Origin of the sequence: Hymenobacter psoromatis (genome assembly GCA_001596155.1) — a bacterium.
Classification (GTDB): domain Bacteria; phylum Bacteroidota; class Bacteroidia; order Cytophagales; family Hymenobacteraceae; genus Hymenobacter.
The window spans coordinates 4,683,598-4,695,645 of record CP014771.1 but is presented as its reverse complement, the minus strand read 5'-3'; the positions used below and the strand labels follow the sequence as shown (position 1 = coordinate 4,695,645).

Genomic DNA, 12,048 nt, shown 5'->3' with positions numbered 1-12,048 from the left:
GCGGCGGCGCTGGCCGCCCCTACCGCCCCTACCGGCTCACCACCTCATCCATGCGCAGGCGGCGCTCGATGGCAGCGGTAGCCTTTTCTAAAATATTGAAGGCGTTTTTGGCCATCGTGTTTTCGTTGTCGAGGGTGGGATTGATTTCGACCATCTCGAAGCACACGACCCGCTCGTTTTCCAGCAAATCCTGGCACAGGTTTTCGGCTTCGGAGAGGTACAAACCCTTTTCGACGGGCGTGCCGGTGCCCTTGCTGAACTCCGAATCGAGACTATCTACATCAAAAGAAATATACACGAGGTCGCAGAAGCGCAGGTGCTCATAAATCTCCCGCGTGAGCTGGCGCGAGCCTTTCGCCTGAAACTCGTCGAGCTTTATCCACTTGATATGCAGACGTTCGATAATGGCGTTTTCCTCGGGCTCGGTGTCGCGCACGGCCACGTAAACCAAGTGTTCGGGGAGCACCTTAGGGCCGGGCTCGGCCAGGTTTTGGAGGCGGCGCCAGAAAAACTCGGTGTCGGCGTCGGGTTGGTTGCGCTGGCAGGGCCGGTTGTCTTCGCCCAACGCAGCGGCCAGCGGCATGCCATGCACGTTGCCGCTGGGCGTGGTGTAGGGCGAATGGATGTCGGCATGCGCATCTATCCAGATGACTCCCAGCTTTTTGTGGGGGTAGGCGGCCTTGATGCCCGCGATGGTGGCGTTGGCGCTGCTGTGGTCGCCGGCCAGCACCAACGGAAATTCGCCGAAGCGCAGCGTCTGCTCCACGGCGCTGGCAATTCCTTTCTGCACGGTATAAATCGCGTCGATGTGCTTGGCGTGGGCAAACGAATTTTTGTCGAACAGCACGTGGTTCAAATCCTGCGTCACCACGGCGTTGTAGCGCCGAAAATAGTCGGAGCCTTTGTTGAGGCAGGCCACGCGCAGGGCGTCGGGACCGAGGCTGGCCCCGCGCGTGCCGGCCCCGAGTTCGGAGCGGACTTCAATAAGCTTGATGCGTTTCATCGGGTGGGAAGGGGGGGGTAGGGACACGGGGGCGCGGCATCGGGCCGCCTACCCCCCCGGCGGGGGGTAGGCGAGCGCTGCCTTGCGGCGAAACTTCGCCGTAGCCATGTCGCTTCTTTCCATCGGAAACCGATGCGGAGGGCTGAACTCTTTCCGGCCCCCGGCGGTACTTTTGGTACGCTGCCCGCAAAGGTCGGGCTTTTTTTTGGGTTTTGGATTGCTCAACGCTTGTCATTGCGAGCCTGCGAAGCAATCGCACCGGAACGAAACCCGCGCCTCTTCGTTTTGCCATCGTTCCGGTGCGATTGCTTCGCAGGCTCGCAATGACAAGCGACTAACAACCAAACCCAGCAACCAACTACCGTAAATGGATACCTACCAGGACCTTATCACCCAAACCTTCGATTTCCCAAACGCCGATTTTCAGGTACGTGACAACGAGTTGTTTTTTCACGACATCGACCTAATGGCCCTGGTCAAAAAGCACGGCACTCCGCTGCGCCTCACGTACTTACCCAAAATCAGCTCCCAGATTCAGCGGGCCAAAAAGTGGTTTGCCGACGGCATTGCCGAAACCGGCTACACGGGCTCGTATTCCTACGCCTACTGCACCAAGTCGTCGCACTTCCGCTTCGTGCTCGATGAGGCGCTGAAGAACGATGTGCACCTCGAAACCTCATCGTGGTTCGATATCAGCATCATTCGCTCACTCTACGAGCAAGGCAAGTTTGACAAGGCTAAGTACATCATTTGCAACGGGTTCAAGACCGAAGAGTACAAGCACGATATCACGGCGCTGCTCAACGACGGCTTCGCTAATTGCACGCCCATCCTCGATTCGCCCAACGAAATCGACTACTACACGGCCCACGTCAACGCCGGTACCAAGGTCAAAATGGGCCTGCGCCTGGCCTCCGACGAGGAGCCGCGCTTCCAGTTTTACACCTCGCGCCTGGGCATTCGCTACGCCGACGCGGTGCCGATTTTCGAGCAGAAAATCAAGAATGACCCGCGCTTCGAGCTGACCATGCTGCATTATTTTATCAGCACCGGCATCAAGGACACGTCGTACTACTGGTCTGAGCTGTCGCGCTTTATTCACAAATACTGCGAGCTGCGCAAGATTTGCCCGAGTCTGCAAACCATCGACATTGGCGGCGGCCTGCCCATCCAGACCTCTATTCAGCTGGAGTACGACTATCCGTACATGATTGCCGAAATCCTGCGCACCATCCAGCGCATTTGCGCTGAGGAGGGCGTGCCGGAACCCAACATCTTCACTGAGTTTGGCATCTTCACGGTGGGCGAGAGCGGGGCCACGATTTATTCCATTCTGGATGAGAAGTTGCAGAACGACAAGGAGTTGTGGTATATGATTGACGGCTCGTTCATCACCAACCTACCCGATACCTGGGCCTTGAACCAGCGCTTCATTATGCTGGCCCTCAACGGCTGGCAGCGGCCCTACCGCAAAATCCAGCTCGGCGGCCTCACCTGCGACTCGCAGGACTACTACAACTCCGAGAAGCACATCTATCAGACCTTCCTGCCGCAGCTGCAACCCGCTCGCAGCCAGCCCGCTACCGACGAACCCATCTATGTGGGCTTCTTCCACACTGGGGCCTACCAGGAAAGCCTGAGCGGCTACGGTGGCATCAAGCACTGCCTCATTCCGGCGCCCAAGCACGTCATCCTCGACCGCGCCGCCGATGGCACCCTCACCGACACCGTTTTTGCCCCCAAGCAGGAGGCGGCCAGCATGTTAAAAATCCTGGGCTATACGGAATAGGACGACCGAGTCGTTAGGCAGGGGTAGGAGGCAAAGAAGTTGGCGCGGCACTATTCCCAGAAAAGCATCTAACTACGCACGCTCTCAACCACCTAAGCGCTCCCTACCCCTATCTTTGAAGCCTGACCGCGACTTCATTCCATTTTTACATTCCTTATGAAAAAGCTTCTTATCCTCACCGTTGGGGCCGCTACCTTCGGCCTCGGTGCCTGCAGCCGCAGCACCTGCCCCGCCTACACCTCGGCCAAAGCCAAGGCCGCGCCCGTAACGGCCAGCACCGCCACCGCCATCGAGCGCCAGTAAATTATCCTCGCCTTTGGGTGAAAGCGCCCGGTCTGCATTTGCGTGCGGGCCGGGCGCTTTTTGGTACAGGAATCTTTTTGGGCCGGCCAACTGTAACTTACCCAGCATTCATTCATTCATTCATTTCCCGCGCTATGTTTACCAAGGAACAATTGCTGCAAATTATGCCGGAGGTGCCCGCTGAGTTCTCCATTGAGGAACTGGAGGCCATTCTAAAACAGCCCCAACCCGCCGCGCCGCCGGCCTATGTCTTACCGCCCCGGCCCGCTAACCTTACCCCGCAGGAAGCGGCCGAGTGGGATTATTACACCTCGCCGGAGGCGCAGGCGCTGTATAATAAATTTCCGGTATCGCCCGCCGTAGCTGCTTTACGAGGTAGCCTCAAACTCAAGCCCGAGGATGAGCATAAATCCTACGACGAGTTGCGTTGGGAAGCCATGCGAACCAAATACCACCTGTGAAACATTATTTTCTGGACACCAACGTAGTGTTTGACTTCTTGTTGGCGAGAAGACCATTTGTTGGACCGGCAACCCAACTCATGGAGTTGGGCACCAAAGGCGCGCTTCAGCTATCTGTTTCCAGCCTCTCGTTCAGCACGGTGTACTACCTGATGCGCCGCCACGGCACAGCCGAAATCGAAGTAATGTCGGCATTGTCTGAATTAGCCCGCGTTGTGCTGATAGCTCCCGTTACGGCCGAGATGGTTCGACAAGCATTGAGCGCGGGGCTACCCGATTTTGAGGATGCCGTTCAACTCTTCGCCGCGCTGCACGTGCGGGCCAATGCCCTCGTAACCCGCGACCCCAAAGGCTTTCCGACGCCGCAAGTGCCGGTGCTTAATCCGCTGGCGGCCCTGGCGCAGCTTTAGCTACTTGAAGCTTTAATCTGCATTTACTTGCAAGCCAGGCGCTTTTAAATCGAAATAATATAAATTCAGAAAAATGGCTGACCTCAACTTAGTTTTCGACCAATTAGTAAAAGCTACTTTATGGCCTAAATTTAAAGCGTTAGGTTATAAAAAATCAGGTAACAATTTTCGGTATTATAATCCAGATGGTTGGGGGAGAATCGTTCAATTCCAAAAGTCTCAGTCTAATTCTACTGATAGCTTAGCATTCACAGTTAATATTGGGTTTTACTTGAAAATTTTTGAGCGCTATTTGAGTGGCCAAGAGTCAGGACCAAAATTTCAAGAAGTAGTCTGCGCAGTTCGCAAACGCTACGGAAAGCTTAAAAGCAGTCCGTCCGATAGTTGGATTGAACTCACAGATACATCTGACATGGCAAAAATCAGCCAGCAATTAGTTGATGATTTTACTCAGTATGTTCACCCTTATTTATTCAGCATAAAAGGCCGAGAAGATATTTATGCCTTTCTGATTGCCGGTCATCATTCGGATTATCCTGCTGCACAAATAGAAACTATGTTTCACGCTGGCTATCAGCAGGAAGCGCTAAATTTATTTACCAGTGAATTTGCGAGGTCGAAAACCAATAAACACTATCGCAATACTTTAAAATCTATTGCCCGTGAATTAAAACTTCCGATGGAATTGTGGACGGAGTAAACCTCCTCCCTACTGCACGCTATCCCTACCCCCCCGGTTCAGCTGGTCGAGCAGGTTATCGGCGGCTAGGGTGTCAATGGCTTCGGCGCGATGGCGGGGCTCGTACTCGGTGTAGCACACGTACTTACGCTTGAGGCCGGCGGGGGCTTTGGGGAAGGGGCCGTAGTCGTAGCTCAGGCTTTTATCCTTATAAATGCTTTCCATGTAGCGGCCGAAAATGGGCAGGGCCATGCGGCCGCCCTCGCCCTGCTGCGAGCGAAAAAAGTGGATGCTGCGGTCTTCGCCGCCCACCCAAATGCCGGAAACCAGGTCTTTGGTGATGCCCATGTACCAGCCGTCGGAATAGTTGGAAGTGGTGCCGGTTTTGCCGCCAATCTGGTTGTCTTTGCGCCACAGGTCCTGAAAATCCCAGAGGCCCTGCGAGGTGCCGCCCGGTTCCTCCATGCCGCCGCGCAACATGTAGGTCATCAGCCAAGCCGTTTCGGGCGTGATGGCGCGGTGCTGCACGGGGTCGAACTGCTGGATGACGTTGCCGTTGCGGTCCTCGATGCGGGTGATGAGGCGGGGCTCCGACCGAAAGCCGTTGTTGAGAAATGTGGCGTAGGCGTCCACCATCTCGTACACGCTCACGTCGCCGGCCGAGCCCAGGCCGATACTCGGCACCGGCAGCAACGGACTGGTAATCCCCACTTTATGCGCGTACTCGGCCACTTTACCCCAGCCCACTTTCTCGGTCAGCTGGGCCGTGACGGAGTTGACGGAGCGCGCCATCGCCGAGCGCAGCGTCATGTTGATGCCGGTGTATTCGCGGGTCACGTTGTCGGGTTGCCATTCCATCGGCTTGCCGTTTTCGACGTAGTTAATCGTCACGCGCTGGTCGCGAATCCGGTCGCAGGGCGAGTAGCCGTTGGCCAGCGCCGTGAGATACACGAAGGGCTTGAAAGTGGAGCCGGCTTGGCGCTTGCCCTGCTTCACGTGGTCATACTGGAAAAAGCGGTAATCCAAGCCGCCCACCCAGGCTTTGATGGAGCCCGTGAAAGGGTCCATCGTCATCATGCCGGCCTGCAAAAAGCGCTTATAATAGGCCAGCGAATCGAGCGGCGATAGGACCAGCGTGGTATCGCCGTCCTGCTTTTTCCAGGTAAATACCTTCATCGGGCGCTTGGCGTGCAGGGCCGAATCGAGGCGCGCGGGCTGGCCCTGGTAGCGGGCGGCCAGGCTGTGGTAGCTCTGGGTGCGCTTCATCTGGGTTTCGATGAAGCCGGGAATTTCGTGGCCCTCCTCGTCCACCCAGGGATTTTCGTCCCGGTTGCGCCAGAAGCTATCGAACTGCTGCTGAAGCATTTTCATGCGCTGATGCACGGCCTGCTCGGCGTGGTCCTGCATGCGTGAGTCGAGGGTAGTGTAGATGCGCAGGCCGTCGCGGTACATGTCGTAGCCGTGGGCTTCGCACCAGTGGTTCACCGTCTGGCTAATGGCCCCGCGGAAATAGTTGTCGGGGCCATCGACGTGCTTTTCCACTTGATAATCAAGCACGATGGGCTCGGCTTGCAGAGCCTTCACCTCGGCTAATTTCAAGTCGCCGGCCTGACCCAGGCGCTGCAATACCACGTTGCGGCGGCGGCGCGAGGCGGCCGGGTGAAAGCGTGGGTTGAAGGCCGTGGGATTGTTCAGCAACCCGACGAGGGTAGCGGCCTGCACGGCGTTGAGGCTGTCGGGCGAGGTGCTGAAAAACGTCTTGGCCGCCACCTTGATACCGAAGGCATTGGAGCCGTATTCAACGGTATTCAGGTACATGCGCAGGATTTCGCGCTTGGTGTAGCGGCGCTCCAGTTCCACGGCCGTAATCCACTCCTTGGTTTTGGCTACCATTGTCCCTACCCCCGGAATGTGGCTCAATGCGCCCCGGTTCTCGGCGCGACGGGTTTTATATAAGTTCTTGGCCAGCTGCTGGCTGATGGTGGAACCGCCGCGCTTATCGCCCCGCAAGCCGTAGTAGATGGAGGCCGCCAGCGAGGGCGCGTCGATGCCCGAATGGTCGTAGTAGCGCGCGTCTTCGGTGGCGATGAGGGCCTTCACGAGCCAGGGCGACATCTCGCGGAGGCGCACCGGCGAACGGTTTTCGCGGAAGTAGCGGCCCATGAGCACGCCATCGGCCGTGAAGACCTGCGAGGGTTGCTCTACTTTGGGATTTTCCAGCTCTTCGAGGCTCGGCGACTTGCCGAAGAGGAACAGAAAGTTGCTGCGCACCAGCAGCGGATACGTCAGAAAAAATCCTACCCCGATGAAAAAAAGCGTCCAGGCAATGCGCACCAGGCGGCGGGTGCCCCGGCCGGGCCGCTTGAGGCTTGGGCGCGAAGCGGCAGGGCGGGCGGGCGTGGAATCGGAGGCGGCAGGTGGCAGGTTTTCGTCGGCCATGAACGGCAAATCAGGGGCAGGAAATGGCAAAGATACCAGCCAGGCCCAACGCTAGGCCGCCCGCAACAGTGCCCGGCGCAGGCGACGCCCCTCGCGGTAGCGCTGGTAGCCGATTTCGGCCAGCGCGGCCAGCGTGAAAGTCAGCCCCAGGCCCACGCTCCACTTGAGGTAGCGCAGCTGCCGGGCGGTGGGCTCATCGTAGGCGTGCAGGTACAGGCTCAGGCCCCACAGCTCATCAATAAGCGTGAAGAACCAGATGCCGGCCGCCGCGCGCCGCCGGATGCGGCCCAGCACCATCACCCAGCGAAACAGATAGAGCACCACGCCCGGCACCGCCGCCGGGGCCAGCACCGGCTGGGCCAGCAGCAGCGGCACGCCCAGCAGCACGATGGTCAGCGTTTCCTTGGCGAGCTGCAGGCCGGCCAGCACCTGCCCCAGCCGCGACAGCTGCTTGGGCTCGTGGCGCATTGCCGGGCGCGAGCGCGGCGTTGGGTGGGGTAGGGTTTGGTTCATAGGTACTTAGGCAGTCAAGGCAGGGGTAGGGCGAACGGAATCGCCCAGCTGGCTGCGCCAGGTTAGTAGTACGATAAACACGCCTTTTAGGCTATCGAGCAGTAAATTATCCGGCTTGCCGAAAACCACGAAAATGCCGATACCGATGCCTATCCACCAAATGCCCAGCAGGTAGCACAGGCCCGCGTAGCCGGCGTGGCGTTGCCGCACCCACTGCCAGGCCAGCCCCGCCGCCAGCGTCACAAAGAGCAAAAACCAGCCCGTGAGAAACGCCAGAAACGTGGTTTCCGGCCCGTAAACTACCCCAAACTGCGCCAGCGTGGCCGCGGGAAAGAAAAACGCGCCGACCGTGAGCGCCAATTCCAGCACAATCGCGATAGCCAGGATAAAGAGGAGTAAGGTTCTGGCCATACGGGGGAAAGGCGGAGTGGGAAGGTGCCCCTAAGCTACTGCTTTATCGGCAAGTAGGGTGCGGGGCTTGCCCCCGCCCATCGTTGAACGATTCGCTACTGTTTCGTTCAACGACGGGCGGGGGCAAGCTGCGTAAGATGCTTGACTTTGGCGGGCGTCACCAAGTGTTTCGTTCAACGACGGGCGGGGGCAAGCCCCGCACCCTACCGGGCGAAAGTCGGCCACTGCCACGCGCCCAGCGGCCCGGCCACCACCGGCGCCACCGGCTGCCCGCCCCGCACTGCGATGAGCGCCCCGGCGCGCTGCATCCCCTCCACCCGCCGATACTCGGCCGCGATGGCCGCCAGAAAGCTCAGCAGCCCGTAGCCGCCGGCCCGCAGGGTGGGGCGGCTGGCGGCGTAGGCGGCCAGCGCCGCGCCGGCCATTAGGGCGCGGTAGGCGTGGCGGCGCAGCCAATTCCCTACCCCCCTCCGCCCGGCCGAAAGGTGCCGCAGGGTGAAGCACTGGAAGTTGAGGTGCATCTCCTCATCCAACATAATGCGGCGGCACAACTGCTGGAGCAGCCCCGAATAGGTGGCGCTGAACAGCGCCCGGTAGTACACGGCGGCCACCACCTCGGCCGTGAGCAGCACCCGCAGTGTGTGCTCCAGGCTCAAGACCCGGCGCAGGCCCCGAAATACGGTGTCGAGCCAGTGGCCGCGCAGGCGCGAAATCCCTTGCTGGTCCAGGAAGCGCCCCAGCACAGCGGCATGGGTCTGCTCTTCCTTGATAAACAGGCGCATAGCGGCCAGGTATTCGTCATCGCCGAGCCGCTTGGCGCGGGCGTAGAGAAAGTGCCCCTCCGAGCTTTCGCCCCGCTGAAAGGTTTGGAGCGAGGCGCGCACGGCGCGCAGCTCGGCCGCCGTGAGCTGGTGCGGGTCGTCCCAGGCCAGGTCGGCGTAGTGGCCTTGGTTGGCCTCGAAGTAGGTTTTGAAATCGGTGAAGGTCATGGCTTCGGGAGAATTGAGGGGGGTAGAGAAGTTTGTTTTTTAGCTCAGAAAAGCAGTCAGGGTAGCATTCTCAACCAGTTTTTCAGTGTCCGACCAGCGCCGCATAAGCCCGCTCATTCGCGCCGGTGCGGCTTTGCCAGTTTTGCAGGGGGTAGGCGTTGCGGAAGGCCAGCAGCCGCTGGCGCAGCTGGCGGTGGGCTTCGGCGCGCTCGATGGGGACGGTGTAGCCATCGCCATCCGCCGCCGACAGGTAGTTCACCTGGTCGAGGGCGGCCTCGTGGGCGGCCAGCACGGGCAGCACGCGGGGCGGCATGGCCAGCAAAAAGCCGATGTCGAGGCGCGGAAAGCGAGATTGGAGATTATACTCAGCAATCCAGATTTCCCAGTTGCCGGCCGCCAGCGCCAGCAGCACCGCGTAGGCCGCCCACGAATTGAGCCGCACCAGGCTGAAAGTTGAGCGCCGCCGCCAGATTTTGAGCAGCAGCGTGCCCAGCCCATAGGCCGTGAGCAGCAGGAACGCATAGACCCCGATGCGCTTGTAAGCCAGCCCCGTATGCACGATGTAGTAGTAGTTGCGCAGCCCCACGCTCACGGCCAGCACCAGGTTTTGCCCGGTCCAGAGCGTGGCGCCCCAGCGCAGCAGGGGTAGGCCGGGCTGGTAGAAATTGAGGTTGCGCCGGAAAAACCACAGCATGATGCCCGCCGCCAGCAAAATACTGAAAATCAGCACGTACGTGCCTTCATGCACAAACTGCGTGAGGTCGAAGTCGGGGGCCGGCTCGAAGCCAAACCACAGCCAGCGGATATCCACCGCGTTCACCAGCAGCAGCAGCGCGTTCAGCAGGCCGAAGCAGGCCACGGCCGCCAGCCACTCCTTGCGCAGGTCGAGCAGGCGGCGGTCGGTGCGCCGGAAATCGGGCCGCCGCACGCCCAGCGAAGCCACGCCGTCGCGCTGCCGCCCGACGAACTCGCCAAAGCGCGCCTCGTAATCGGTGAAAAAATGCACCGGCACCGCCACCAGCGCGCCCGCCGCCCCCACCCCGCACAGCAGCAAAAACAGCACGTGCGGCACCGAAATCGCGTCCAGCAGCCGCCCCAGCCAGTCGCCCAGCGCCCCCAAAAACCGCGCGCTCAGCGCCCCGTACTGCGGATTGGCTACCGCGAAGAGCGTCTGGAAAACGACGAACGCCAGCAGCGGCAGCCCCAGCAGCCGGGCGTAGAACCAGCCCCGCCGCAGCCGCCTGCCCACCTGCCGTGGCGCCCGCACGTTGCCCAGCACCGCCCGCACGGCCGGCCCTACCCCCAGCGCGGCCGTCAACACGGCCGAACTCACCAGGCGCAGCGGCGGCTGGCTCACCAGCCCCACCAGCAGCAGGCCCGACACCAACGCCGCCAGCGCCGCCGCGCCCGAGCCGTACCAGGCCACCAGCCCGCCGCTCAGCAGGCAGCCGGCCAGCGCCACCCAGAAGCCCGCCGTGCGCCGCACCGGGGCGTAGCGCGGCAGCAGCGCCAAGTGCGCCCCCACCAGGAACACCAGGTAAACCAGCACGTTCAGGCCCAGGCTCTGGCTCCAGAACAAGTAGTCGCTCAGCCCCGTGGCCAGCACCAGCAAGCTGCCCAGCAGCGTCGAAATGCGGTAAATGGGCGTAGGCGCGGCGGCGGCCGGAGCCGACCAGGAAGCAGTTGGATTCATTTGGAAAGAACTTTGTTTTTCAAAGTGATTAAGTAAAAAAAAGAGTTTTGATATCCGTTTGTCATTGCGAGCCTGCGAAGCAATCACCCCAGCACGACATTCGAACGACTCGTTCTGAGGCAATTGCTTCGCTGCGCTCGCAATGACAAACGTTCACTCGCAATCAAAGGCGGAAGTTTTCTTACCCCCGCAGAAGTTTCTCCAGCGCCGCCAGGTGGGCCTGAAAGGCGGCTTTGCCCTCAATGGTCGCGACGTAGGTAGTGTTGGGTTTTTTACCGATAAACTGCTTGCTGACCAGCACGTAGCCGGCTTTTTCGAGCGCCGCCACGTGCGAGGCCAGGTTGCCGTCGGTGAGGTCGAGGCTTTCTTTTAAGTCGTTGAAGCTCACTGATTCATTAGCCAGCAGCACGGCCATCACGCCGAGGCGCACGCGGTGGTCGAAGGCCTTGTTGAGGGTGTGGATGGCGTACTTCACGGGGCAAAGTTCGGCTTGCCCGCCTTGGCCGGCAAGGGGCGCTCATAGCGATTATACATGAGCAGGCCGTAGCCGATGTGCCCCAGCCCAAAGCCCGCCCCAAACAGCAGCAGGCCGTAGCTGGGCAGCAGCAGCGCCACCAGCCCCAGCGCCACCAGCGTGAGGCCCAGGTACTTAATCTCATCCAGCGTGTACTTGCCACCGTTGAGCAGGGCCAGGCCGTAGAACACCAGCAGGCCCGGCACCACCAGGGCCACCGCGCCTCTCATATATAACTCCAGGCAAAAAAGCCCGCCCGCCACCAGCGGTATGGCCAGGGCTGCCAGCAGCCGCCGCGCCGGGGCCGTCCACAGTGAGCGCAGGCCCTCGCGCCGGGTGCGGCGCAGCGTGAAAAACGCCGCCACCAGCAGCGCCAGCACTATCATACCTACCGCCAAGCCCAGCAAGGGCCACAGCCACAGCGCTCGAAGTGCCGGGTCGCGCTCCAACAAGGCTACGAAGTGACTAAAGCCCGTGCTTGCTTCATGCTCATAGTCTATAGAAATCACGCCTTCCAATAGCAGCACGCCCGCCAGCGCCACCACGCCGGCCCCTACCCCACTCAATCCGCTCAACGACAGAAAGCGCGAGCTGCGCTCCATGATGGCGCGGATTTCGGTAAGCTGGGCCAGGGGGTCTTGGGCGGCGGGCTTCATGTGGATGTGTGAAGTACTTTGTGTTGCAAAGCTACTACAAAGAGGCCATAGGCCTGCGTCCGCGAGTCACTATTTTTTATTTTTTCCGGCAAGCACTCAACTTTGCTTGGAGAGCGCTTTCGAAAGGGCCATTTTCACTAAACTTGCAGCGGCCAGGTCGTTAAAAAACGGGGGTTGGCCGAGTGTAG

The 12,048-nt window shown here is 60.2% G+C and carries 11 protein-coding genes; 3 read left to right on the top strand and 8 right to left on the bottom strand.

From position 1 onward, the window contains the following. Window positions 1-28 precede the first annotated feature (28 nt). Window positions 29-1,003: an arginase gene (locus tag A0257_19975; protein ID AMR29146.1), complete on the bottom strand. Its 975-nt coding sequence runs from the start codon at window positions 1,001-1,003 to the stop codon at window positions 29-31. A gap of 367 nt (window positions 1,004-1,370) precedes the next feature. On the opposite strand from A0257_19975, the gene A0257_19970 reads away from it, so the two are divergent. From A0257_19970 to A0257_19960, 3 genes are all read left to right on the top strand, one after another. After that, window positions 1,371-2,792, top strand: coding sequence for an arginine decarboxylase (locus A0257_19970; protein ID AMR29145.1), 1,422 nt, complete (start codon window positions 1,371-1,373; stop codon window positions 2,790-2,792). Window positions 2,793-3,229: 437 nt separating this feature from the next. Then, window positions 3,230-3,556, top strand: coding sequence for a hypothetical protein (locus tag A0257_19965; protein ID AMR29144.1), 327 nt, complete (start codon window positions 3,230-3,232; stop codon window positions 3,554-3,556). Window positions 3,557-3,636: 80 nt separating this feature from the next. Continuing rightward, a complete protein-coding gene (locus A0257_19960; protein ID AMR29143.1) occupies window positions 3,637-3,966 on the top strand; it encodes a hypothetical protein in 330 nt (109 codons plus the stop codon). Window positions 3,967-4,675: 709 nt separating this feature from the next. On the opposite strand, the gene A0257_19955 is transcribed toward A0257_19960, so the two are convergent. The 7 genes from A0257_19955 to A0257_19925 all read right to left on the bottom strand — a co-directional run bounded on the left by A0257_19955 (window position 4,676) and on the right by A0257_19925 (window position 11,860). Beyond that, on the bottom strand, window positions 4,676-6,952 hold the full coding sequence (locus A0257_19955; protein ID AMR29868.1) for a transglycosylase: 2,277 nt from the start codon (window positions 6,950-6,952) through the stop codon (window positions 4,676-4,678). 183 nt (window positions 6,953-7,135) lie between these two features. After that, the gene (locus A0257_19950; protein ID AMR29142.1) at window positions 7,136-7,597 is read right to left on the bottom strand and encodes a hypothetical protein; all 462 of its coding nucleotides are present in this window, start codon (window positions 7,595-7,597) and stop codon (window positions 7,136-7,138) included. Window positions 7,598-7,603: 6 nt separating this feature from the next. After that, entirely contained in the window at window positions 7,604-8,008 is a 405-nt protein-coding gene (locus A0257_19945; protein ID AMR29141.1) for a hypothetical protein, read from the bottom strand. A 203-nt stretch (window positions 8,009-8,211) separates the two neighbouring features. Further along, the gene (locus A0257_19940) at window positions 8,212-8,997 is read right to left on the bottom strand and encodes a hypothetical protein (GenBank protein AMR29140.1); all 786 of its coding nucleotides are present in this window, start codon (window positions 8,995-8,997) and stop codon (window positions 8,212-8,214) included. 82 nt (window positions 8,998-9,079) lie between these two features. Next, window positions 9,080-10,690, bottom strand: coding sequence for a hypothetical protein (locus A0257_19935; GenBank protein ID AMR29139.1), 1,611 nt, complete (start codon window positions 10,688-10,690; stop codon window positions 9,080-9,082). A 181-nt stretch (window positions 10,691-10,871) separates the two neighbouring features. After that, complete coding sequence (locus A0257_19930) at window positions 10,872-11,165, bottom strand: transcriptional regulator (GenBank protein AMR29138.1); 294 nt, start codon at window positions 11,163-11,165, stop codon at window positions 10,872-10,874. Further along, a complete protein-coding gene (locus A0257_19925; GenBank protein ID AMR29137.1) occupies window positions 11,162-11,860 on the bottom strand; it encodes a hypothetical protein in 699 nt (232 codons plus the stop codon). Before A0257_19925 ends, A0257_19930 begins: the two co-directional genes overlap by 4 nt. Window positions 11,861-12,048: the final 188 nt, after the last annotated feature.

Coding starts and splice junctions, on each gene's coding strand:
- A0257_19975 (AMR29146.1), bottom strand. CDS start 1,003: ATGAAACGCATCAAGCTTATTGAAGTCCGCTCCGAACTCGGGGCCGGC.
- A0257_19970 (AMR29145.1), top strand. CDS start 1,371: ATGGATACCTACCAGGACCTTATCACCCAAACCTTCGATTTCCCAAAC.
- A0257_19965 (AMR29144.1), top strand. CDS start 3,230: ATGTTTACCAAGGAACAATTGCTGCAAATTATGCCGGAGGTGCCCGCT.
- A0257_19960 (AMR29143.1), top strand. CDS start 3,637: ATGGAGTTGGGCACCAAAGGCGCGCTTCAGCTATCTGTTTCCAGCCTC.
- A0257_19950 (AMR29142.1), bottom strand. CDS start 7,597: ATGAACCAAACCCTACCCCACCCAACGCCGCGCTCGCGCCCGGCAATG.
- A0257_19945 (AMR29141.1), bottom strand. CDS start 8,008: ATGGCCAGAACCTTACTCCTCTTTATCCTGGCTATCGCGATTGTGCTG.
- A0257_19940 (AMR29140.1), bottom strand. CDS start 8,997: ATGACCTTCACCGATTTCAAAACCTACTTCGAGGCCAACCAAGGCCAC.
- A0257_19935 (AMR29139.1), bottom strand. CDS start 10,690: ATGAATCCAACTGCTTCCTGGTCGGCTCCGGCCGCCGCCGCGCCTACG.
- A0257_19925 (AMR29137.1), bottom strand. CDS start 11,860: ATGAAGCCCGCCGCCCAAGACCCCCTGGCCCAGCTTACCGAAATCCGC.